General features: G+C 45.3%; 23 protein-coding genes. 3 read left to right on the plus strand and 20 right to left on the minus strand.

All coding sequences use genetic code 11. From position 1 onward, the window contains the following. Nucleotide 1 precedes the first annotated feature (1 nt). The 17 genes from mreB to M3M37_RS03600 all read right to left on the minus strand — a co-directional run bounded on the left by mreB (nt 2) and on the right by M3M37_RS03600 (nt 14,935). Nucleotides 2-1,027 (minus strand): rod shape-determining protein, encoded by a 1,026-nt coding sequence (gene mreB / locus M3M37_RS03520; RefSeq protein ID WP_252795790.1) that lies wholly within the window; start codon nt 1,025-1,027, stop codon nt 2-4. A gap of 65 nt (nt 1,028-1,092) precedes the next feature. Beyond that, the gene (murA, locus tag M3M37_RS03525) at nt 1,093-2,364 is read right to left on the minus strand and encodes a UDP-N-acetylglucosamine 1-carboxyvinyltransferase (RefSeq protein WP_252795792.1); all 1,272 of its coding nucleotides are present in this window, start codon (nt 2,362-2,364) and stop codon (nt 1,093-1,095) included. Nucleotides 2,365-2,396: 32 nt separating this feature from the next. Continuing rightward, nucleotides 2,397-2,612, minus strand: coding sequence for a DUF1146 family protein (locus tag M3M37_RS03530; RefSeq protein ID WP_252795793.1), 216 nt, complete (start codon nt 2,610-2,612; stop codon nt 2,397-2,399). A 143-nt stretch (nt 2,613-2,755) separates the two neighbouring features. Further along, nucleotides 2,756-3,184 (minus strand): F0F1 ATP synthase subunit epsilon, encoded by a 429-nt coding sequence (locus tag M3M37_RS03535; protein WP_252795794.1) that lies wholly within the window; start codon nt 3,182-3,184, stop codon nt 2,756-2,758. 12 nt (nt 3,185-3,196) lie between these two features. Beyond that, nucleotides 3,197-4,609, minus strand: a complete 1,413-nt coding sequence (gene atpD / locus M3M37_RS03540; RefSeq protein WP_252767385.1) for a F0F1 ATP synthase subunit beta — start codon at nt 4,607-4,609, stop codon at nt 3,197-3,199. A 22-nt stretch (nt 4,610-4,631) separates the two neighbouring features. Then, nucleotides 4,632-5,552: a F0F1 ATP synthase subunit gamma gene (locus M3M37_RS03545; protein WP_252795795.1), complete on the minus strand. Its 921-nt coding sequence runs from the start codon at nt 5,550-5,552 to the stop codon at nt 4,632-4,634. Between the two features lie 20 nt (nt 5,553-5,572). Then, on the minus strand, nt 5,573-7,114 hold the full coding sequence (gene atpA, locus M3M37_RS03550; protein ID WP_252795796.1) for a F0F1 ATP synthase subunit alpha: 1,542 nt from the start codon (nt 7,112-7,114) through the stop codon (nt 5,573-5,575). Nucleotides 7,115-7,145: 31 nt separating this feature from the next. After that, entirely contained in the window at nt 7,146-7,691 is a 546-nt protein-coding gene (gene atpH / locus M3M37_RS03555) for an ATP synthase F1 subunit delta (RefSeq protein WP_252795797.1), read from the minus strand. Beyond that, nucleotides 7,678-8,184: a F0F1 ATP synthase subunit B gene (gene atpF, locus M3M37_RS03560; RefSeq protein ID WP_252767389.1), complete on the minus strand. Its 507-nt coding sequence runs from the start codon at nt 8,182-8,184 to the stop codon at nt 7,678-7,680. The genes atpH and atpF overlap by 14 nt, the downstream gene beginning before the upstream one ends. 40 nt (nt 8,185-8,224) lie before the next feature. After that, nucleotides 8,225-8,437 carry a F0F1 ATP synthase subunit C gene (gene atpE, locus M3M37_RS03565; protein ID WP_252750032.1) on the minus strand — a complete coding sequence of 71 codons (213 nt, stop codon included), beginning with the start codon at nt 8,435-8,437 and terminating at the stop codon, nt 8,225-8,227. Between the two features lie 18 nt (nt 8,438-8,455). Beyond that, entirely contained in the window at nt 8,456-9,166 is a 711-nt protein-coding gene (gene atpB, locus M3M37_RS03570; RefSeq protein ID WP_252795799.1) for a F0F1 ATP synthase subunit A, read from the minus strand. Nucleotides 9,167-9,396: 230 nt separating this feature from the next. Next, nucleotides 9,397-10,023: a uracil phosphoribosyltransferase gene (gene upp / locus M3M37_RS03575; RefSeq protein WP_252767391.1), complete on the minus strand. Its 627-nt coding sequence runs from the start codon at nt 10,021-10,023 to the stop codon at nt 9,397-9,399. Nucleotides 10,024-10,077: 54 nt separating this feature from the next. Further along, nucleotides 10,078-11,319 carry a serine hydroxymethyltransferase gene (glyA, locus tag M3M37_RS03580; RefSeq protein ID WP_252795804.1) on the minus strand — a complete coding sequence of 414 codons (1,242 nt, stop codon included), beginning with the start codon at nt 11,317-11,319 and terminating at the stop codon, nt 10,078-10,080. Between the two features lie 21 nt (nt 11,320-11,340). Continuing rightward, entirely contained in the window at nt 11,341-12,369 is a 1,029-nt protein-coding gene (locus tag M3M37_RS03585; RefSeq protein ID WP_252795805.1) for an L-threonylcarbamoyladenylate synthase, read from the minus strand. Next, complete coding sequence (gene prmC / locus M3M37_RS03590; protein WP_420842980.1) at nt 12,369-13,229, minus strand: peptide chain release factor N(5)-glutamine methyltransferase; 861 nt, start codon at nt 13,227-13,229, stop codon at nt 12,369-12,371. The genes M3M37_RS03585 and prmC overlap by 1 nt, the downstream gene beginning before the upstream one ends. After that, complete coding sequence (gene prfA / locus M3M37_RS03595) at nt 13,222-14,310, minus strand: peptide chain release factor 1 (RefSeq protein WP_252795914.1); 1,089 nt, start codon at nt 14,308-14,310, stop codon at nt 13,222-13,224. The genes prmC and prfA overlap by 8 nt, the downstream gene beginning before the upstream one ends. A gap of 43 nt (nt 14,311-14,353) precedes the next feature. Further along, nucleotides 14,354-14,935: a thymidine kinase gene (locus M3M37_RS03600; RefSeq protein WP_252795807.1), complete on the minus strand. Its 582-nt coding sequence runs from the start codon at nt 14,933-14,935 to the stop codon at nt 14,354-14,356. A 171-nt stretch (nt 14,936-15,106) separates the two neighbouring features. On the opposite strand from M3M37_RS03600, the gene M3M37_RS03605 reads away from it, so the two are divergent. Both M3M37_RS03605 and M3M37_RS03610 read left to right on the plus strand, forming a co-directional pair. Next, complete coding sequence (locus M3M37_RS03605) at nt 15,107-16,456, plus strand: Mur ligase family protein (RefSeq protein WP_252795808.1); 1,350 nt, start codon at nt 15,107-15,109, stop codon at nt 16,454-16,456. A 2-nt stretch (nt 16,457-16,458) separates the two neighbouring features. Then, nucleotides 16,459-17,163, plus strand: coding sequence for a type 1 glutamine amidotransferase (locus M3M37_RS03610; RefSeq protein ID WP_252795810.1), 705 nt, complete (start codon nt 16,459-16,461; stop codon nt 17,161-17,163). A gap of 255 nt (nt 17,164-17,418) precedes the next feature. Here the strand turns inward: M3M37_RS03610 and M3M37_RS03615 are convergent, their stop codons facing one another. From M3M37_RS03615 to budA, 3 genes are read right to left on the minus strand one after another with little or no spacing between them, the layout of a single operon-like run. Further along, nucleotides 17,419-18,231, minus strand: a complete 813-nt coding sequence (locus tag M3M37_RS03615; protein ID WP_252795812.1) for a hypothetical protein — start codon at nt 18,229-18,231, stop codon at nt 17,419-17,421. Nucleotides 18,232-18,287: 56 nt separating this feature from the next. Beyond that, entirely contained in the window at nt 18,288-19,289 is a 1,002-nt protein-coding gene (locus tag M3M37_RS03620) for a serine hydrolase domain-containing protein (protein ID WP_252795813.1), read from the minus strand. Nucleotides 19,290-19,317: 28 nt separating this feature from the next. Beyond that, on the minus strand, nt 19,318-20,031 hold the full coding sequence (budA, locus tag M3M37_RS03625) for an acetolactate decarboxylase (RefSeq protein ID WP_252795814.1): 714 nt from the start codon (nt 20,029-20,031) through the stop codon (nt 19,318-19,320). A 53-nt stretch (nt 20,032-20,084) separates the two neighbouring features. On the opposite strand from budA, the gene alsS reads away from it, so the two are divergent. Beyond that, nucleotides 20,085-21,749 (plus strand): acetolactate synthase AlsS, encoded by a 1,665-nt coding sequence (gene alsS / locus M3M37_RS03630; RefSeq protein ID WP_252795915.1) that lies wholly within the window; start codon nt 20,085-20,087, stop codon nt 21,747-21,749. Nucleotides 21,750-21,799 lie beyond the last annotated feature (50 nt).

Below are 21,799 nucleotides of genomic sequence, written 5' to 3' on the forward strand. Positions count from 1 at the left end.
CTTATTTATTGCTACCGAATAAGCTAAACTTTTGTTGAGGTTTCTTCATCGTATCAATGTGTTCCAGAAGCGAACTAGCTCCCTTGGCCACGTTTTCCAACGGGTCTTCTGATACCATCACGGGTACCGTTAGGGCATCAGAAATCACCACGTCAATGTTTTTCAGCATGGAACCACCTCCGGTCAACATCACTCCGCGATCAATGATGTCAGCAGCTAATTCTGGAGGAATCGTTTCCAAAACGCTTTTGGCCGCATTAATAATCATTTGCACTGACAGGTGAATGGCATCGGCAATTTCACCACTGTTAATCGTAACCGAAATCGGCATTCCGCTCACGGCATCGCGTCCCCGCACCTGAAGTTCTTTAATATCATTGGGATCTGCTTTCGCTGTTCCAATTGATTTTTTGATTTTTTCTGCCGTGTGTTCCCCAATGATAATGTTGTGGGTCCGTTTCATGTAATCCACAATATCTTGGTTCATGACGTCTCCGGCTAATTTCAACGACTTGCTAGCCACAATATCTCCCAGCGAAACCACTGCAATATCAGAAGTTCCCCCTCCAATATCAATCACCATGCTTCCCGTTGGTTGAAAAATATCCATCCCAGCTCCAATGGCAGCTACTTTGGGTTCTTCTTCTAGAAAAACCTCTCCTCCCACTGATTTTTGAGCCGCTTCAATAATAGCTTTTCGTTCAATATTAGTAATGTTGGTTGGCGCACAGATCATTACCTTCGGTTTGGAAACCATCCCTTTAACACTTAATTTTTTAATGAAGTAATTTAACATCGCTTCCGTGACATCAAAGTCAGAGATTACTCCATCCTTTAAGGGACGAATGGCTTTAATGTTGCCGGGGGTTCTACCGACCATTTCGTAGGCTTCTTTTCCGACAGCGAGTACCTTGTTAGTCTTGGTGTCAATTGCAACCACGGAAGGTTCGTTTAAAACGACCCCTTTTCCAGTTACAGATACCAACACATTGGCTGTTCCTAAGTCAATTCCGATATCTTCAGCCATAATTTTCTTCCTTTCTTAATTAAAACTAGTTGTGTAAATTATATCATAAGTACATGATTATCACGCTATTCACCTGTTGAAACTCGTTCAATATCAGCTCCCAGGTGGCGTAATTTCTTTTCAATTTCGTAGTAACCCCGGTCTAAGTACTGGAGATTCGTAATTTGGGTTTCCCCAGTTGCAACTAATCCGGCAATAATGAGGGCCGCGGCCGCCCGTAAATCAGTCGCAGCCACCTCAGCCCCTTCAAACTTAGTGGGACCGTGCATGACCACCGTGTTCCCCTTAATTTCAAATTTAGCGTTCATCCGCCGTAATTCGTCTAAGTGCATAAACCGGTTTTCAAAGACCGTTTCGGTTAACGTACTAACCCCGTCCGCTTCTAACTGTAAGACGGTCATTTGTGGTTGCATATCCGTCGGAAAACCCGGATACGGAGCGGTTTCGATGTCAACTGGTTTCAAAGTGGCTGGTCCCACAATTCGCACTCCAGCTTCTTCTTGAGTTACTTCCACGCCCATTTCTCGTAACTTAGCAACGAGAGGCAGGTTGTGTTCCATAACAGCATCTTCCACTAATACGTTTCCTTGCGTAGCGGCCGCAGAAACCATGAAGGTCCCAGCTTCAATTCGGTCTTGTACAACCTTATGGTCCACTCCGTGTAACTGATCCACCCCTTGAATGGTCAAAGTATCCGTCCCGGCGCCTTCAATTTGCGCGCCCATGGCATTCAACATATCGGCTAAATCAACGATTTCTGGTTCCCGTGCTACGTTTTTAATCACAGTTTCCCCGTCAGCTAAGGTGGCAGCCATCATTACGTTCTGAGTTGCTCCGACACTAGGAAAGTCAAAATAAATTTCTGCGCCGTGAAGTCCCTCAGGCGCCGTTGCCTCTACGTAACCTTCGTGTTGTTCAATCGTCGCTCCCATAGCTTCAAAACCACGTAAATGGATGTCAATCGGACGGGAACCAATCGCACAACCACCGGGCAGGGCAACTCGAGCCTTACCTAGGCGCGCCAGCAGTGGTCCCAAGACCACAATGGAAGCCCGCATCTTTGAAACATATTCAAAGGGAGCTTCACTACTAATCTCGCCCGTTGCGTCAACCGTAATTTGATTATGATTTTCGTCAAAATTAACCCGCAGGTTCAGACTTCGCAACACTTCATTCATGACGTGCACATCTGATAAAATCGGCGTGTTCGTTAGGACACTCTTCCCACTACTCCCTAAAATAGTTGCTGCTAAAATGGGTAGCACCGCATTTTTAGCTCCTTCAATGTGCACACTTCCGGATAAACGGTTGCCACCGCGAACAATAATTTTATCCATTTTTCTTCTCCTAGCTGCTTTTAAAATAAGAATTATAAATTTTTGATGTTATCAATAAAGGAAAGAAAGAAATTACTGCTTAAAGAACCAATCACAATGGCCATTAAAACCAATAGAACTTTGCCCTGCTGTTCTTTAATCGGTAAAAACCGTTCAAAATGAATTCCTTGAATGGCCCAAAATGCTAAAATCACAAAAAAAAGCTGACTAATTACACTTATCAAAGCTTGTAATCCAAATCCATTCATTTTTCATTCCTCCGTTTATTGCTATCCTTAATCTTATCATAAAATAACCATACTGTCGTTGAAACTACCCCGAGCGCACCGCTTTGGCTTCCCTCACAGAAAAAAAAAGAAAGCCATGCGAACATGACTTTCCTTTATCAAAATTAACGCTGATTAGCAACATTAATTCGATTCAAGGCCCGGCGAAGTTCAACTTCGGCCCGTTTCATTGTATCGGCATCGTGTTTACTATTGGCTTCTTCAAGTTCTCGTTGAGCCCGTTCCTTGGCACTATTAGCCCGGTCCACATCGATTTGATCTTTGCGTTCCGCACTATCGGCTACGATCGTTAACTCATTATTCGAAAATTCCACGAAACCACCGTTAACAGCGATTGTATCAGATTGACCGTCCTGATTTTTAAATTCAGCCGGCGCAATCTGCAAGGCAGCAATCACGGGAATATGGTTGGCCATGATCCCCAAATCACCACTTTGCGTTTGCACGACTGCTAATGAACAATTTTCATTAGTATAAACCGGCCCGTCCGGAGTCACGATACTAACGGTTAAAACATTTTTTGCTTCAGCCAATTAGATCCCTCCTTACTTGTCGGTATCCTTTTGGGCAGCATCGTATTTAGCAACCACATCTTCAATGGGACCACAATTTCTGAAGAAATCTTCAGGAATGTAATCGTACTTACCATCTAAGATGCCCTTAAAGCCGGCAACCGTATCCTTCACGGAAACGTACTTACCAGGAACGTTCGTAAACGTTTCGGCCACTGAGAATGGTTGTGAGAGGAAGAATTGGATCCGACGAGCCCGACCAACGATGGTCTTTTCTTCGTCAGACAATTCGTCCATCCCTAAGATGGAGATGATATCTTGCAATTCACGGTACCGCTGTAATTCGTGTTGCACTTCACTAGCAACTTGGAAGTGTTCGTCCCCGACAATCGCAGGATCCAAAGCGGATGAAGTTGATGCTAATGGGTCCACGGCTGGATAAATCCCTTGTTGGGTCAAAGACCGTTCCAAGTTCGTCGTGGCATCCAAGTGGGCAAACGTCGTTGCGGGTGCCGGGTCGGTATAATCATCGGCAGGAACATAAACCGCTTGAATCGAGGTGATGGCACCCTTCTTCGTCGAGGTAATCCGTTCTTGCAATTGACCCATTTCCGTGGCTAACGTTGGCTGGTACCCTACGGCCGAAGGAATCCGACCTAACAGGGCAGAAACTTCCGTTCCGGCTTGGGTAAATCGGAAGATGTTATCGATAAATAACAGCACGTCTTTACCTTCCTCATCCCGGAAGTATTCGGCAATCGTCAGTCCCGTCAAGGCAACCCGCATTCGGGCACCAGGCGGCTCGTTCATTTGTCCATACACCATGGCCGTTTGCTTCAGAACTCCCGAACCCTTCATTTCGAAGTACATATCGTTTCCTTCACGGGTTCGTTCTCCAACCCCCGTAAAGACGGAAATTCCGTTGTGTCCTTGTGCAATGTTATGGATTAATTCTTGGATCAAAACGGTTTTACCAACTCCGGCACCACCGAACAATCCAACCTTACCACCCCGAATGTAAGGGGCTAATAAGTCAATAACCTTAATTCCCGTTTCCAACACTTCAGTTGACGGGTTAATTTCATCAAATTTTGGTGCTTCCCGATGGATTCCCCATCGTTCTGCATCAGGACCAAATTTAGGGCCACCATCAATGGTTTCCCCTAAAACATTAAATACTCGTCCTAGTGTGTCATTACCCACAGGAACTTCAATGGGAGCTCCCGTGTTTTCAACTTCCATCCCACGACGTAAACCATCGGTTCCGTCCATGGCAATCGTTCTGACCACTCCGTCACCCAATTCCAGCGCTACTTCTGTTACTAAAACATCGTTATCGCCTTTTTGGACTTTCAAAGCATCATTAATTTCAGGTAAATCGCCATCTAGGGGAAATTCAACATCGACAACCGGTCCAATTACTTGTACAACTTTACCAGCACTCATTATGCGTTAATTCCTCCTATCATTAGTGATTCAATGCTTCCTGACCACCGGTAATTTCGGTGATTTCGGTCGTAATCGCAGCCTGTCGAGCCCGATTATATTTTAATTCCAAAGAAGAAATTAAATCATCAGCATTGTCAGTTGCTGCTTTCATCGCCATTGAGCTTGACGAATGTTCGGCAGTCTTGGCATCTAAAATTGCCCCATACACTAAACTTTCAGAGTACTGTGGCAAAATGGCGTGTAACACTTCCTGTTCAGAAGGTTCAACCTCATATTCAGCGGTCAGCGCTTCCGTTTGGATGCTAGCTCCGGCTCCATCAGCACCACTCATACTTTGTTCAATCGATTCTCGATCCATTGGGAGCAGTTTTTCTACCCGAAAGTCAGACCGAACCCGGTTTACAAAGTGGTTGTAGCACACGTAGAGTTCACTAAATAAGTGGTCATTATACATCTGGGTAATTGTTTTCACAATCCCCTTCACCTCTTGAAATGTCGGAATGTCAGAAACACCGCGATACTCATAAGCAACGTTAGCGCCATTCTTTTTATAGAAATCAGCGCCCGTACCACCTACTGCTAGGATAACGTAATCATCTGCATTAGGCGTATGGTCAGCAATGAACCGATTGGTTCCGCGTAACGCGTTACTATTGTAACTACCAACCATTCCCCGATCAGACGTAATCACTAAGTAAGCCGTTGGACCTTTTTTACCTTGGTCCTGAGTCTTTGAAGGCGCTTGGCTATCTAACAAGTGTGATTCAGCCAAGTGCATTACGACCGCCTTAATTTTAGCGACGTATTCATTATACGTGGCCGTTTGCCCTTGAATTTGATTCAACTTTACGGTTTGCACCATTTGCATGGCTTCCGTAATTTGTCGGGTATTTTTGGTGGAGGCAATCCGGTGCTTGACTTCATTCATTGATTCAGCCATTGGTTATCCTCCCTTCAAATCTAAGCTTGCTGTGCGTCTTGATCTTGATCGGCAGCCGCTGTCGAAGTAAATAACTTAGTAAATTCACTAATGGCAGTGGTTAATTGTTGCTCATCTGGTAACTTTCCGGTTTCCTTGATTTGTTGTAACAAGTCTGCGTGTTGATCATCAAAGTAGTTAAAGATTTCGTTCTGGAAGCGTAACACATCATCCACCGCAATTTTGTCGAGGTAGCCGTGCGTCAAGCAGTACAAAATCAAGACCTGTTTTTCGACTGGAAGTGGATCGTGAAGTTTTTGTTTCAAAACTTCGACCGTCCGAGCTCCCCGATCAAGCTTGGCCTTCGTTGCTTCATCTAAATCAGAACCAAATTGGGCAAATGATTCTAGTTCGTGGTAAGAAGCTAGGTCAATCCGCAACGTCCCGGCAACCTTCTTCATGGCAGGAATTTGAGCATCCCCACCAACCCGAGACACGGAAGTTCCGGCATCGATAGCGGGACGATCTCCGGCGTAGAACATGTCTGCGTTCAAGAAAATCTGACCATCGGTAATCGAAATAACGTTGGTTGGAATGTAGGCCGAAACGTCCCCAGCTTGGGTTTCAACGATTGGCAAGGCCGTCATTGATCCGCCACCGAGCTTGTCATTTAACTTAGCAGCCCGTTCCAACAACCGTGAGTGGGTGTAGAAAATGTCACCAGGATAAGCTTCACGACCAGGTGGACGTCTCAAAATCAAAGAGAGTTCACGGTAAGCGTTTGCTTGCTTCGTCAAATCATCATAGACGATTAAGACGTGCTTCCCTTTGTTCATGAAATATTCACCCATCGTTGCACCAGAATATGGGGCAATGTAGAGCAACGGAGCCGGTTCAGATGGTCCGGACGTTACGACAATCGTGTAGTCCATGGCGCCAAACTTCCGGAGCGTTTCTACTTGTTGCATAACCGTGGAATCTTTTTGCCCAATGGCAACGTAGATACAGATCATGTCTTGGTCTTTTTGGTTCAAGATCGTATCAACGGCAATCGAAGTTTTACCGGTTTTCCGGTCTCCGATAATTAATTCCCGCTGGCCTCGACCAATTGGTACCAACGCATCAATCGCTTTAATTCCAGTTTGTAATGGTTCATCAACTGATTGTCGATCCATGATTCCGGGTGCCTTGTGTTCAATCGGCATTTCGGTATCCGTTTCGATCTTACCATTACCATCAATTGGTTGACCTAGTGAGTTCACAACGCGACCCACCATGTTATCACCAACGGGAACTTCCATGATGCGTCCGGTTCTTTTGACGGAATCTCCTTCACGAATCCCGGTGTAATCACCAAGGACCACGATTCCGACGTTGTTGTTTTCCAAGTTTTGAATCATTCCGTAGGTTCCACTCTGGAATTCAACCAATTCTCCGGATAAGGCATTATCAAGTCCATAGGCACGAGCTACACCATCACCGATGTAGGTAACAACCCCAGTTTCTGCAACCGTGAGCTCGTCCTGATAGCCTTCTAATTGTTTCTTAATTAGAGCACTGATTTCTTCAGCCTTAATGCTCATAAAAGTTTCACCTCTTTCTTCTGCGAGCTCATTACTGCAGTAACAACCGTTTCATTTTATCAATTTTGGTTTTAATGCTGCCGTCATAGATTACGTCTTGCGACCGCAAAATTACTCCACCAATAATCTCAGGATTGATTTGGTCCTGTAACTCAACCTGGTTCGCGTTGACCTTTTTGGCAAAGGTCTGAGCTAACTGGTTATGCTGCTCCTCAGAGAGAGGAACGGCCGTCGTTACAGTCGCAGTTACAATTCCGTGTTTTTGATTATACAATTGCTTGAATGCATCAATCACCGCAGCTAAATCGCTAATCCGACCGTAGTCAAACAGCATCTTCACTAAATTTTGCACCGCTGGCGTTGCCACGTTTTCTAACAATGGTTGCAACAGCGTTTCTTTTTGTGAATGATCCAGCGTGGTGGATGCCAAAGCAACCGTAAGTTCTGGTTCATCAGTTAAAACTGCTCGAATGACATCCAAATCTGCACTACCGGCTTCAACTTGATCATTAGCTTCTAACACCGCATAGAGCGCTTTGGAATAACGTTTCGCAACATCAAGCTTAGTTAGACTCATGACTATCCAACCCCTTAATGTAAGAATCAATCAACGTCTTTTGATCATTGGCGTCTAAGTTCTTTTGAATAATCTTGGAAGCAATTTCAATAGATAAATCAGCTACGTCATCCTTTGTGCTAGCCAAGGCATCGCGTTTTTGCTGAGCGATATCCTTTTCAGCATTTTCTTTAATGGTTTTGGCATCCAAGTTTGCGTCATTAATAATTGATTCCCGGCGTTTGTCACCAGTTTGTTGTGCTTTACTAATGATTTCGTTTGCTTCTGCTTGCGAATTAACTAAAGCTTCCTTGCGTTGTTTTGCCAATTCAAGGGCTTCAGTCCGCGACTTTTCGGCCGTATCAATATCATTGGCAATTTTATCCGAACGATCTTGCATCATCTTAGTCACTGGCTTCCAAGCAACAATCTTGACCAGCCACATCAGAATAATGAAGAGGACCGCGTAGAACAGGGCATCACCAATATTAAATGCCTCTCCAACCACTAACATCTATTGACACCTCCTTTGTTTGTTAATCAACATTAAATGATTACTTGTTGATAACCAACATTGCAATCACGAAGGCTAAGATGGGCATAACTTCGATCAAAGCGACCCCAATAAACATGTTAGTCCGTAAGGTATTGCTCAATTCTGGCTGACGTGCCATTCCTTCAAGCATCTTAGAAATCAAAATTCCGTCACCGATACCAGCACCAACAGCGGCACCTGCGATCGCGATTCCAGCTCCAATTGCACCCATAAATACTTCCTCCTTTTCTTATTCCTCAATCGATAACTTTTGAGAAACATAAACACATGATAAAGTTACAAATACGTAGGCCTGAATACAGCCAATAAATACCGAGAATGCCATCCACGCCATTTCAAGCGGTGCTGAAATAGCAAGGGTTGCAATCCCATGCGAAAATGCCATTTTCGCAATCAAACCAGCCAGCAATTCACCAGCAAAAATATTACCGTACACCCGAATTCCAAGGGTTAAGAAATTAGTAAACTCTTCCATCAAGTTAATTGGCAACAAGTACGGAATGGGCTGCAGGTAGGTTTCAAAGTGACCTTTGTACCCTAACTTTTGCACACTCGAGAATTGAGCAATCAACATTGACATCAGCGCAAACGACATTGCAACGATTGGATCGGCCGTGGGACTCTTTACGTACACAATTCCACCCACTTCAATGTGGAGGAATAATCCCAATTGGTTAGATACCAAAATGAAGAAGAAGAGCGTAAAAGCCCACAAACCATAATCCTTGGTTGCTCCACTTGGCATCGTCGACTTCACAATTCCGTTCGTAAAGTCAATCATGTACTCCAATAAATTTTGCTTCCCGGTGGGCTTCATTTGAATTTTCCGCGAGCAGAAATAAACAAACCCCAACACAATTGCTGCAACGATGAGTCCGGAAATCATGTTCCCAACGTTGAAGGTTAAACCGCAAAATTGAAAAGTACGAGTTTGATCCACTAATTATCACCTCTTTTGCCTTTCAAATAGCGAACAGTCGGCGCTGAATTCACACCTTGCTTTACCATTCATTCTAAGAATAGCCACAACCATGGCTAATCCTAAAATTCATTAGAATGATACCACCAAATGAAGTTAAATACAAAGTAAATTATTTAATGTGACCGGCAATTATACGTGATTTATTAGTTAGCAAAAAAGCAGAAATCACAAGATTTCTGCTTTTTAATTTATTTAGTTCCAAATAACCGATCCCCAGCATCACCGAGACCCGGAACAATGTAACCATGTTCGAGCCGGTCATCTAGTGCTGCTGCGTAAATCTCAACGTCTGGATGAGCTTCTTCTAAAGCCTTTACTCCTTCTGGAGCAGCCACTAAGCACACAAACTTAATGTTTTTAGCGCCCCGTTTTTTCAAGGCGTCAATCGCCATGATGGCCGACCCACCAGTAGCCAGCATTGGATCCACGACTAAAACTTCCCGATCTTCAATGTCAGACGGTAATTTCACAAAGTATTCGTGCGGTTCGAAGGTTTTTTCGTCCCGATACATCCCCACGTGTCCCACTCGGGCACTCGGCAGGAGTTCCAAAATCCCATCAACCATCCCAATTCCAGCCCGTAAAATCGGCACAACTGCCACTTTTTTTCCAGCGAGTTTTTTCGTGGTGGCCTTTCCCATGGGAGTTTCAATTTCAACGTCCTTGAGCGGCATATCGCGCGTTACCTCAAAGGCCATTAAATTGGCAATTTCGTTTACAACTTCTCGAAACTCATTGGTTCCAGTATTTTTATCCCGGATAATACTTAATTTGTGTTGAATCAACGGATGATTCATTACGTGAAACTTACTCAACGTCCCCACTCCTTTTTCTTTATCAGTCCACTCTTAATCATATCACGAAGTTGTCTACCGTGTAATGGGATGAGATTGACATAAGGCTTGCACAGCTGCACGAACCTCGTCTAGGACTTGTTCATCATCAGCATGCTCAACCGTCTTAATGATTAATTGGGCCACTGCTCTAGCATCGTCTTCCTTAAAGCCGCGTGAGGTGATTGCTGGCGTACCTAGCCGTACCCCACTCGTCACAAACGGACTCCGTTGCTCGTTTGGAAGGGCCTCTTTGTTAGTAGTAATATTAACGGAATCCAACAGGTTTTGGGCATCCTTTCCCGTTAATTCTGTATCAGTCAGGTCAATGTTTAAGAGGTGGTTATCAGTCCCTCCCGATACGACCCGAATGTGGTCAGATTGATTAAACTCATCCGCCATAGCTTGCGCGTTTTTAATCACCTGGGCCATGTAGGCGTGAAAATCGGGTTGTAAGTCCTCGTGAAAGGCCGCTGCTTTCCCGGCAATCACATGTTCTAAGGGTCCCCCTTGGGTGCGTGGGAACACCGCCGAATTTAATTGTTTAGCGTACTTGGCTTGTGACAAAATCAAACCACCCCGTGGTCCACGCAGGGTTTTATGCGTAGTGGTGGTCACCACGTCCGCAATTCCGACTGGATTGGGATGCAATCCCGCTGCCACTAACCCGGCAATGTGGGCCATATCTACCATTAAATAAGCTCCCACTTCGTCCGCAATCTTGCGAAATTCGTTCCAATCAATGATTCGACTGTATGCGGAGGCCCCAGCCACAATCATTTTTGGTTGCACTTTTTGGGCAATTTCTCGAATGGCAGCAAAGTCCAAGCGTTCCGTTTCGTGGTTTAAACCATAGGCATAAGAATGGTAGATCTTACCCGAAAAACTAACCTTAGCTCCGTGGGTTAAATGGCCCCCGGCATTTAAATCCATCCCTAGAATCACATCGCCTGGTTGCAAGAACGCAGCATACGCAGCTTCGTTCGCTTGGGAACCTGAGTGGGGTTGGACGTTCGCATATTCTGCGCCAAAGAGTTCTTTGGCCCGGTCAATGGCTAAGGTTTCTACCACATCAACGTACTGACAACCACCGTAATAGCGGTGTCCTGGATAACCTTCGGCGTACTTGTTAGTTAACACGGATCCTTGAGCAGCCCGAACCGCTTTAGACGCGATGTTTTCGGATGCAATTAATTCAATCGTATCTTCCTGCCGGACTGCTTCAGCCTGAATGGCATCCCATAACTGTGGATCTAAACGTTGGTATTCTTCTGTCATTTTCTCATCCCCCAGGGTTCTTTAATTTGTCGCTGTGTCGCCAAAATGATGCTGACCAGCTGCCTTATTGAGTCGATTCATGTACGCTTCCCCTAAACCTGTGGTCGCAAAGCCTTGAACTAGGATGGTCGCAAACGAATCATCCAGGTCAAACGTTCGTAAACCAGCGAACAAAAGATGGCTAGCGGATTGAACGTTCGTTCCTAGGCTATATGTTACTACATTACGCGGCCATTTGTACCGTTTAACTGTCATTTCCGGGGCTAAAATGCCAATTTGGGCGTCTTGTTGCCGACACCAGGCAATCACCGTTCCCCAATCTAATTCTGGATCTACAATTTGGACGTCAGCGGCGGGCGAGTAGTGCGTGTACTTCATCCCAGGAGCTTTCGGAACCTCGGCCTGATTCACGTGGTGTAACTGGTCTTCCACTGGTCCAATGACCGTCTCTAACTCCGAGCGCGTTACAGCACCGGGTCGGAGAATGGCTGGATGGTCCGTGGACATATCAATGACGGTCGATTCCACCCCAAAGTCAGTAGGTCCCGCGTCTAAAATTCCGGCAATTTTACCGTTTAAATCATGGTAAACGTGCTCGGCTAAGGTTGGGCTTGGTTTCCCAGAGGTGTTGGCCGAGGGCCCTACTAACGGAACTCCAGCTGTTCGAATCAAATCCAAGGTTGCTTCCTGATTGGGATTTCGAAACGCTGCCGTCTGCAATCCCCCGGTTACTTGCGGAGCCAACGCGTCTTTCTTTAAGGGTAAGATAATCGTCAGTGGACCCGGCCAAAACGTATCCATTAGTTTTTGTACGGCCGGCGTAATCTCTTTAGCATACTGGCGCACCGTGGCTTGATCCGCCACGTGGACAATCAACGGATTATCACTGGGACGACCCTTCGCAGCGTAAACTTTCTCTACAGCCGCCACGTTCGTCGCATCAGCTCCCAATCCGTAGACCGTCTCCGTGGGAAAGGCCACCAAATTCTCTTGGTTGATTACCGCGGCGGCAGCAGGAATTTCTGCCGGTGTAAAGATTTTTGTTTCCATTATAATCCCTTCTTTTCTAGTTGAATCCGTACCATTCGATCATGACCGGCTAAATCCCGCCGAAGCTCGATGTCAGCCGTCGGAAACTGTTGGCGCCAGAGAAATTGCACCGCAGACCCCTGGTGATAACCAATTTCTAGGTAAACTGCTCCGGTTGCCGTAAGATACGGCGCAATGCTGTGCGCTAGTCGTTCGTACAACGCTAGTCCGTCGTGGGGTGCAAACAGGGCCAACCGGGGTTCGTAGTCTAAAACCGTTTGATCCATCACATTCACCTCTGCATCGGCAATGTAAGGTGGATTCGATACAATCACGTCAAATTGTTGCTGTGGTAAATCCTCCAGCAGGTCACTCGTCACGAAGTTAACCGCCAAGCCCAGCTCCTCGGCATTTTGCTCAGCAACTGCTAGTGCATCCGGCGAAATATCACTCGCCGTAATCGACCACTGTGGACGCGCCTGCTTCAGCGCTAAAGCAATCGCCCCACTTCCGGTTCCCACGTCTAGGACTCGTAACTTTGTTTCCCGATGATCCTGCAAGATCAAGTCGACCAATTCTTCCGTTTCCGGGCGGGGAATCAGGACCGCGGGGGTCACCCGCAGCTCTAGTCCATAAAAGGGCGCGCGCCCCAAGATATACTGTGTCGGCTCACCGACAGCTCGTCGGCGCACGTTTTTGCCAAACTCTGTCACTTGGGTAGATGTAAGTGGCGTCCGGTAGTCACTTAATAACTGGGTCTGATTCCAACCTAACTGCCCCATCAACAGGTAACGAGCTTCTGAAGGATCAATGTCCTGCTCTTTAAAACACAAAGAAGCCCAACGAAGGGCTTCAAAGGGAGTCGCGTTCGGCTTAAGCATCGGCATCGTTTAAATGCTCCAACTTCTCTGCTTGATCAGAAATAATCAAAGCATCGATAATTTCGTTTAAGTCACCCGCTAATACTTTATCTAACTTGTTTAAGGTTAACCCAATCCGGTGATCGGTTACCCGGTTTTGCGGGAAGTTGTAGGTCCGAATCCGTTCGGAACGATCTCCAGTTCCAACTGCGGATTTTCGTTGGGCGTTATATTCGTCTTCTTCTTGTTGCTTGTAGTAATCGTACACCCGCGCCCGCAATACGGTCATGGCTTTGGCCCGGTTTTGTTGTTGTGACCGTTCATCCTGCATAGCTACCACGATTCCAGTTGGCAAGTGGGTCATCCGTACCGCAGACGACGTCTTGTTAATGTGCTGACCCCCGGCCCCAGAAGACCGGTACACATCCGTCCGAATGTCAGCAGGATCGATGTCAATGTCCACGTCTTCTTCTTCGGGCATAACTCCCACCGTCGCAGTTGAAGTGTGCACCCGACCAGCGGATTCCGTTTCCGGTACCCGTTGCACCCGGTGAGCACCGTTTTCGTATTTCAGTTTGGAATAAACTTTATTTCCAGTAATCATCAACACGATTTCTTTGAAACCACCCACTTCGGTATCGGCTTCGTCGATGATTTCGACCTGCCATCCCTGCATTTCAGCATACTTCACGTACATGTTGTACAAATCGGCTGCGAACAGGCTGGCCTCGTCTCCTCCGGCGGCCCCGTGGATTTCCATGATGATATTTTTTTCGTCGTTGGGATCCGTTGGAATCAGCAAAATCTTGAGCTTTTGCTCTAATTCGGCTTTTTCTTTCTCTAAGTCCGCAATCTCGCCCTTCACCATTTCGGTCATGTCGTCATCGAGTTTTTCTTGTAACAATTCCTGGTCTTCTTCGAGTGCGGTACTAACATCTTGGTAGTGATGATAAGTTTCGACGGTCTCGCGCAGTCCACCCTCTTCCTTGGACAACTTCATAAACCGTTGCGTATCTGCAATTACTTCGGGGTCACTGATTAACTCATTCAGTTCGTCGTAACGATCAGAAACCGCTTGTAATTTATCAAAAATTTGATCCATTTGGTTTTCAGCCATTATTCTCCTCTTTCCTTAATGATTTAACTTACAGGGGTGGATGCTGATAGTGAGTCCGGCAGACCGGATAGTAAGACTCGTTGCCACCCATCACCACCTGTTCTCCTTCATAAACCGGTTGACCCTCGTGGAGCCGCAGATTCATCGTTGCTTTCTTTTCACAAAACCAACAAATGGTTTTCATTTCTTCTAGCTTATCTGCATATAAAAGCAGGTACTTGGAACCCGAAAATAAGTGGTTCTGAAAGTCATTCTTTAACCCGAACGCCATCACCGGGATGCGCAGTTCATCCACGATGCGGGCAAGTTCTAAAATATGGTGCTTCTCTAAAAACTGGGCTTCGTCCACCAGCACGCAACTGATGGGCCGGTCAATCAGATTTACTTGTTCCTCGACAATCTCGTAAGCACTTGTATCTGGATCAATGGCAATGGCCGTGCGATTCAGGCCAATCCGCGATTCAATCATGCCCCGTTCTTCCCTGGTATCTAACGCGCTCGTGAGTAAGACTACGCGTTTTCCTTGTTCTTCGTAGTTATGAGCCACCTTGATAATCTCAATTGATTTCCCGCTGTTCATGGCGCCATAACGAAAGAAAAGCTGTGCCACACTATCACCTTTTTCCTCAAATTCCTCTATTTTTCATTATAGCTAATTTTTAGCGCTCCTGCATTATATTTCCCCAATCGACCCTAGCGTCGCTTATTTTCGTTAAATTATCCGATTTATGCTAAAATTTAATGGATTAGCAATTGAGAAATTAGAAGGATGTGAAACCGAATGACATTAAGAAGTGAACTTGCAACGTTAGCCGGTCGTTCCTCGTACTGGTTCTTGCATAACTTCATGGGTGGTGGAAGCTCCCTCCCCGGAAAGATTACCACTGCCATTGATCCAGATGTCTTACAGGAAATCGGCAAAAATTACGAAGTTATCATCGTGAGTGGTACCAACGGAAAGACGTTGACCACGGCGCTAGTGGTCCAGGTTTTAAAGGAAAAATACGATAACATCGTAACCAATAAAACGGGTTCCAACATGGTGCAGGGGATTACCTCAACCTTCCTAGAGGCCAAACGTCCCACCAAAGGCAAAAAGGGAATCGCGGTCCTCGAAGTTGACGAAGCCAACGTCAAACCGATTGTGGAAAAAATTAAACCGAAGATGTTTATTTTAACTAACATCTTTCGGGATCAACTCGATCGGTACGGTGAAATTTATACCACCTACCAAAAGATTCTTGATGGAATCAAATTGGCGCCCGATGCCGTGGTCTTAGCCAACGGTGACGAACCCATTTTCCATTCCAAAGAACTCCCGAACCCGCAGGTTTACTACGGTTTTTCTAACGAACCCGCTACGGGTGACATGAAGGCCGCACCTAATACCGACGGAATTTTGTGTCCAGTATGTCAGCATTTATTGCACTATCACTACATTGTTTATGCTAACCTCGGGGACTACTTCTGCCCGAACTGTGGTTTCCAACGACCGGACCTCCGCTTTAAAGTTACGGACGTTTCGGAACGAACCCCCAAGGATTCCAAGTTTGCCATCGACGACAATCAGTACGAAATCGGCGTTGGCGGAACCTACAACATTTACAATGCGCTAGCCGCCTACGCGGTGGGTCGTGAAGTTGGCATTCAACCGGACCAGATTCGCCACGCCTTTGAAAATAACCAACGCCTCTTTGGGCGGCAGGAAGAAATTAACGTGGAAGGTAAAGACGTCAGTATCATTTTGGTCAAGAATCCGGTGGGAACCAACCAGGTGATTGATCTACTGGCGACGGAACCAGATTCCTTCTCCTTTGTCGGTCTGTTAAACGCGGAATACGCCGACGGAATTGATACTAGCTGGATTTGGGACGGCGAGTTTGAACGCTTACCTGATATGGACATCAAGCAGTTTGAGACCGGAGGAAAACGGTATAAAGACATTACTTTCCGACTGAAGGTCGCCGGTGTGCCTGATGACAAACATACCATTCAACCCGACCTAGGCCAGGTAATTGAAGACATCAAACACATGCCAACCCAAAAAGTCTACATTTTAGCGACCTACACCGCCATGATGGAGATGCGGGCCCGCTTAATGAAGCAAGGTTACATTAAGGGAGGAAAATAATCATGACCATGAACATCCGGGTTGCCCATCTATACGGGGACTTAATGAATACCTACGGTGACATTGGTAACATTCTGACCCTGCGTTTTTATGCCAAACAAATCGGTGTGGAAGTGACCGACCAAATCGTTAGCCTCGAAGATGATTTTAAGGCCGACGACTTTGACTTTGCCGTGTTTGGGGGTGGCCAAGACTTTGAACAGATGGTGGTGGCCAAGGATTTACCCAACAAAAAAGATGAAATCATTAAGTTCATCGAACAAAACAAGCCGTTAATCGCGGTTTGTGGTGGCTACCAAATGCTGGGTAAATACTATGTGGACGCAAGCGGTCGCAAGCTTCCTGGGATTAGTGCAATGAACCACTACACTGAACAACAACACGAACACCGGTTTATCGGGAACATCGAGATTCAAAACGAAGCAACCGGGCAAAAATACCACGGGTTTGAAAATCACCAGGGAATCACCTTCCTCGGTGACGACGAACACGCGCTGGGAAAAGTGCTCAAGGGTTACGGGAACAACGGTGAAGATCATACCGAAGGGGCCGTTCACAAGAACACGATTGGAACCTACTTCCACGGTCCCATCATGGCGCGAAACGGAAATTTCTCCAAGCAGATGATGTTTGAAGCCCTAGAAAATAAATATCCTGATTATGATTTCACGGATTTGAAAGCCAAGGTTAAACCGGAATCATACTAATAATTTAAAGCAGTTAGAAATCACTATTACTAGATGATTCTTGTCTAAAAATTAAAGTGATTATCCAATGAAAATAGACAGTTTATTGCTAATAAAACATCAGCAATAAACTGTCTATTTTCATTTTAGCAATATGCCTTTCCTTGCTTTACTTATCAATGATGTATCCATAAATGACTTGTAATTATTTTTTAAATTTTAATAAAAAAATAACGCCACTGTATTTCCTATAAAAGCTAGACAAAAATCAAATTTTTATAGTGCAGTACACTTTTTTTTATTATCTTTTCTTTCATTCATTTTAAAAATTAATGAAGTGAAATTTGCAAACGTCGAAAAGTTAATAATCCATTGAATAATGTTATAAAAAGATTCCATAAACATAAAGTTGTTTCTTATTGAGTAATTATAGAAATCAAATGAATTAATATTTAATTTTTCAAAATTTTTCCATCCACTTGCTTTAAATATTTTTTTGAATTTTTGTTCTTCCTGTTTATCATGTTTATCATCATAAACTACTTCAGCATTAATATTTTGCATAATCTCACCAACACTATATGAATTACTAGTGACTAAATTAGAAAATATTTTACAAAAATTATAATTGTGTTCATTCTCTTTGCTTGAACTATTTAATGCAGGATAAGTAAGATGAGCATGACAATATTTTCCATCAATACTAATTAAAAGTCCTTTAACTAAAGTTTTTCTATTTTTAGAATCGTTTATATATAATTTACTATTATCGTAATTTGATATTATATGTGTATCTATTAACCTAATGTGGTTAAAATTCCTAATAGAATTAAATATTCCTTGAGAAAAAAAGGATATAAAAATAATTGAACAAAGTATAATCCATTTTATTCCAATATGATAAGAAGAAAAATTTAAACACCAGTAAAGTGAAATTAAACAAGAAATGATTATAGTAATAGCAAAGAAATATGAAAAAAAATCAGAATATTTAATTAAATTATAATAGGAAGCAGTAAAAATAAGAGAAAAAATACAAATTGTAGAACTAATAAATATAAAAAGTATAACAAATGTTGCCCAAAACATTTTAATAGCTATCATCCCCGAAATAAAAATTTAAATCCAAAAATACATTGAATATACTAAAATAGTTCCGCTAAATAACTATCAATCATCCGGTTCCGTGCTGCCATAAAGTGTTCGTTAACCTGCGGATGGACCCGATTCGATAAAAAGACCAGCGCACTTTTTCGGTCCGGCACTAATAACAATAACGTGCCCGTGTACCCACCCTGCCAGATGTAACGGTGACCCTGGTAATTACCTAAACGCCAGCCAAACGAGCGACTGCCATCCTGCATCGGCGTTTGGTCCGTGTACATAGCCGCAAATATCTCCGGCGTGTAGACCTTGCCAGGGGGCGTGAGTTGTAACATCCACTGGGCAAACCGGGTGACATCCCGTAACGAGCTAAAGAGCCCGGCAGAACCACAATCAGAGCCCAAAATTTGGGCTTTGGGATCATGCACCTGTCCGACACGGTTGGTTCCCGTTTGCTCGTCATACGTGGTCGGGACCGTCTTGCGCACATCCGGGTGAAACGTGGAGTCAATCAGTCCCAACGGTTCGAGCACCATGCGCTTAATCAACGGCTGAATCGGTAATCCACACACCACCCCGGCAATCCAACCCAAAAAGATGTAATTGACGTCCTGATAGTGCATTTTATGCCCCAAATCAGGACCCACGTCCAAGCCTAACAGCGCCGTGCGCAGTTGGTTCATGTTTAGCTGGTTCCGGTTTGGGATGTAGCCCTCGATGTTAGACGTATGCGTCAATAAATGCCGAATCGTCACCTGGGGATGCTTCCACTCCGGCAGGTAGTTAGTAATGGAATCATCAATTCCCACCTTTTGCTGCTCAAGTAACTGCATCATCACCGGCAACGTTCCCATCACCTTGGTTAACGATGCTAAATCGTACAACTGATTCTCGCGCAACGGCTGGGTCGTCGGTTGGAGCTGTTGGGAGCCCTGCACGAAAGATTGAACGTTCAGCCCCGTCACCATGGCATACGAGGCGCCCGGAATGGTTTGGTCGGCAATCATCTGCTGAATCTCTGCCTGCGTCTGCGCAAACCGCATCACTATCGACTTCTTTCTGACCTAATTTTTATTGTTCGGCGTTTTTAATTTGACTAGCCACGTCGTTGTGCTTGGCAAAGTCAAAGTTTAAAAATTCTGGATTAGTAGCAGGGAAATGTTCCTGCAAATCGGTAAAGGCCTGCATGCTTAGTTTAGCATCGGCTACCGTAAAGTCTAAGACATGACCCCCAAAGTCGTGGTCGTCGGCAAGGAAGTGGTAGTGAAAACCACCAACTGCCACCCCATTGTACAGTTGGGGGGCATAATAGCCGAGCATCGTTCCGGTGACGTCGTGCTTTTCAAACATAGCCTGATCATTGGCTGCTTGTTCCAACGTGGGATAGGGCTTGCTCTGTTTTTTCACCGAGCGGGTCTTCATGTAACTAAACTTTCCGGTTAATTGGAAGGAATAGAACAGGTTTTGCCACGGATGGCGACCGGCAATTTGGGCTAGCGTTTCATCGCGCGTTTGCTCTTGGATGGCTGTTTCTGGTTGATAATTAGCAAAGTTGACCGTTGCAAATGGAACTTGATTGTCTGGTTGTAAGACGTTCACGGCTCCGGTCGACGTTACCTGGTACAAAGTTCCGTTTAAAATGATTAATTCTCCGTCCAGGCCGTCCCCAGTTCCAATCCCGGTATCACCGTGTTTCAAGAGTTCCGAAACGAGCATAGTTCCAGAAAACAAGCCGGCAGTTAGGTCAGCGAGGGTTGAATGCTGGTATAATAAATTCTGATTCATAATTTTATCCTACTTTCTCAACTAAGGAGTTGTTTATTTTGACTGATACAAAAATGAACGGTGCCGAAGCGCTCGTCCAATCAATGATTAACCAAGGCATCCAATATTGCTTTGGAATCCCTGGGGCCAAAGTCGATCAATTGTTCGAGGCCCTCGAGTATTGTCCAGATGAACGTGCACCTAAACTCATTGTAACACGCCACGAACAGGATGCTGTGTTCATGGCAGCTGCCATCGGTCGGTTAACCGGAAAGCCCGGCGTCGCCATGGTTACTTCCGGACCCGGCGTTAGCAACTTAGCCACCGGATTATTAACGGCAACTACCGAAGGTGATCCTGTGATTGCCTTAGGGGGTCAAGTTCCGCAAGACGACATTAACCGGGCCACCCACCAAGCCGCTCGAAACACTGACATTCTGCGTGACGTAACCAAGAGTAGCGTTGAGATTCACGATGCCAACAATGCTTCTGAAGTCTTTACCAACGCTTACCAAACGGCCATGGCGCCTAAACAAGGAGCGACTTTCATCTCCCTGCCCCAAAACGTACTGGCCGAAGAAGTCACCCGTCCCGTTTTGCAACCCTTGGGTAAGGTGGACCACGGTCGGGCTGGAAAGGCCACTTTGACTGCCATTACCGAGCGGATTCAAAAAGCCAAACGTCCGGTGATTTTAGCCGGCATGAGGTCCTCTGCGCCAGCTAATACGCAGGCCATCCGTGATCTGATTCAAAAATACGCCCTGCCCGTCGTTGAAACTTTCCAAGGCGCCGGCGTCGTTTCCAAGGACCTAGTTGACCGCTACTTCGGTCGGATTGGTCTCTTTAAGAATCAACTAGGTGATTCGATTCTGCGTGATAGCGACCTGGTTCTAGCCGTTGGTTACGATCCGGTGGAATACGAACCGCGGAACTGGCACAACAATGATACGCCGATTATCAACATTGATGACGTCCAAACGGAACTATCTAACGATTTCCAACCAGTGATTGATACCCAAACCAGCGTAGCCAAGACGTTGGAATCCATTACGGATGCCCTTCCCGATCAACCAGAATTCCCTGCCGATACGTTAGCTGAGTTAAATCGCTTGCGCAGTGAATACGATAAGATTGACGAAGAAAACTACCGTCAGTACGAACAAGCTGGTGATCAAGAACGTTTGAATCCGTTGAACCTGCTGGAAGTGGTACAAAATAACGTCACCGAAGACACTCCCATCACGGTTGACATCGGTAGTCACTACATTTGGATGGCACGGTACTTTAAGTCTTACCAACCCCGGACGTTGCTGTTCAGTGACGGAATGCAGACGCTTGGAGTTTCATTGCCATGGGCCATTGCCGCTTCGTTAGTTCGTCCGAACCAAAAAATTGTTTCCGTTTCTGGTGATGGAGGCTTCTTGTTCTCTGGTCAAGAACTAGAAACTGCAGTACGATTGAACTCCAACATCGTTCAATTAATTTGGAATGACTCGCACTACGACATGGTGCGGTTCCAAGAAATTGCGAAGTACGGAAAGGACTCCGGAGTTGATTTCAATAACATCAACTACGCCGAAATTGCCAATGGGTATGGCGCTACCGGAATCCGGGTTAACAACCTCGATGAATTTGAGGATGCTTTCAAGAAGGCCATGAAGACCGATGGACCAGTCGTAATTGACATTCCGGTGGATTACTCAAACAACATTAAGTTGAAGACGTCGAAGTTGCTGTAAACTTTGATGATTATACTGAAAAGCACCCCTACTTTTATAAGTGGGGGTGC

The organism is Fructilactobacillus carniphilus (assembly GCF_024029675.1).
Lineage (GTDB): Bacteria > Bacillota > Bacilli > Lactobacillales > Lactobacillaceae > Fructilactobacillus > Fructilactobacillus carniphilus.

Excerpts from the sequence above, each read along its gene's own strand:
- mreB (WP_252795790.1), bottom strand. The coding sequence starts at position 1,027 with ATGGCTGAAGATATCGGAATTGACTTAGGAACAGCCAATGTGTTGGTA.
- murA (WP_252795792.1), bottom strand. The coding sequence starts at position 2,364 with ATGGATAAAATTATTGTTCGCGGTGGCAACCGTTTATCCGGAAGTGTG.
- M3M37_RS03530 (WP_252795793.1), bottom strand. The coding sequence starts at position 2,612 with ATGAATGGATTTGGATTACAAGCTTTGATAAGTGTAATTAGTCAGCTT.
- atpD (WP_252767385.1), bottom strand. The coding sequence starts at position 4,609 with ATGAGTGCTGGTAAAGTTGTACAAGTAATTGGACCGGTTGTCGATGTT.
- M3M37_RS03545 (WP_252795795.1), bottom strand. The coding sequence starts at position 5,552 with ATGGCTGAATCAATGAATGAAGTCAAGCACCGGATTGCCTCCACCAAA.
- atpA (WP_252795796.1), bottom strand. The coding sequence starts at position 7,114 with ATGAGCATTAAGGCTGAAGAAATCAGTGCTCTAATTAAGAAACAATTA.
- atpH (WP_252795797.1), bottom strand. The coding sequence starts at position 7,691 with ATGAGTCTAACTAAGCTTGATGTTGCGAAACGTTATTCCAAAGCGCTC.
- atpF (WP_252767389.1), bottom strand. The coding sequence starts at position 8,184 with ATGTTAGTGGTTGGAGAGGCATTTAATATTGGTGATGCCCTGTTCTAC.
- atpE (WP_252750032.1), bottom strand. The coding sequence starts at position 8,437 with ATGGGTGCAATTGGAGCTGGAATCGCGATCGCAGGTGCCGCTGTTGGT.
- glyA (WP_252795804.1), bottom strand. The coding sequence starts at position 11,319 with ATGACAGAAGAATACCAACGTTTAGATCCACAGTTATGGGATGCCATT.
- M3M37_RS03585 (WP_252795805.1), bottom strand. The coding sequence starts at position 12,369 with ATGGAAACAAAAATCTTTACACCGGCAGAAATTCCTGCTGCCGCCGCG.
- prmC (WP_420842980.1), bottom strand. The coding sequence starts at position 13,229 with ATGCTTAAGCCGAACGCGACTCCCTTTGAAGCCCTTCGTTGGGCTTCT.
- prfA (WP_252795914.1), bottom strand. The coding sequence starts at position 14,310 with ATGGATCAAATTTTTGATAAATTACAAGCGGTTTCTGATCGTTACGAC.
- M3M37_RS03605 (WP_252795808.1), top strand. The coding sequence starts at position 15,107 with ATGACATTAAGAAGTGAACTTGCAACGTTAGCCGGTCGTTCCTCGTAC.
- M3M37_RS03610 (WP_252795810.1), top strand. The coding sequence starts at position 16,459 with ATGACCATGAACATCCGGGTTGCCCATCTATACGGGGACTTAATGAAT.
- M3M37_RS03615 (WP_252795812.1), bottom strand. The coding sequence starts at position 18,231 with ATGTTTTGGGCAACATTTGTTATACTTTTTATATTTATTAGTTCTACA.
- M3M37_RS03620 (WP_252795813.1), bottom strand. The coding sequence starts at position 19,289 with ATGCGGTTTGCGCAGACGCAGGCAGAGATTCAGCAGATGATTGCCGAC.
- budA (WP_252795814.1), bottom strand. The coding sequence starts at position 20,031 with ATGAATCAGAATTTATTATACCAGCATTCAACCCTCGCTGACCTAACT.
- alsS (WP_252795915.1), top strand. The coding sequence starts at position 20,085 with ATGAACGGTGCCGAAGCGCTCGTCCAATCAATGATTAACCAAGGCATC.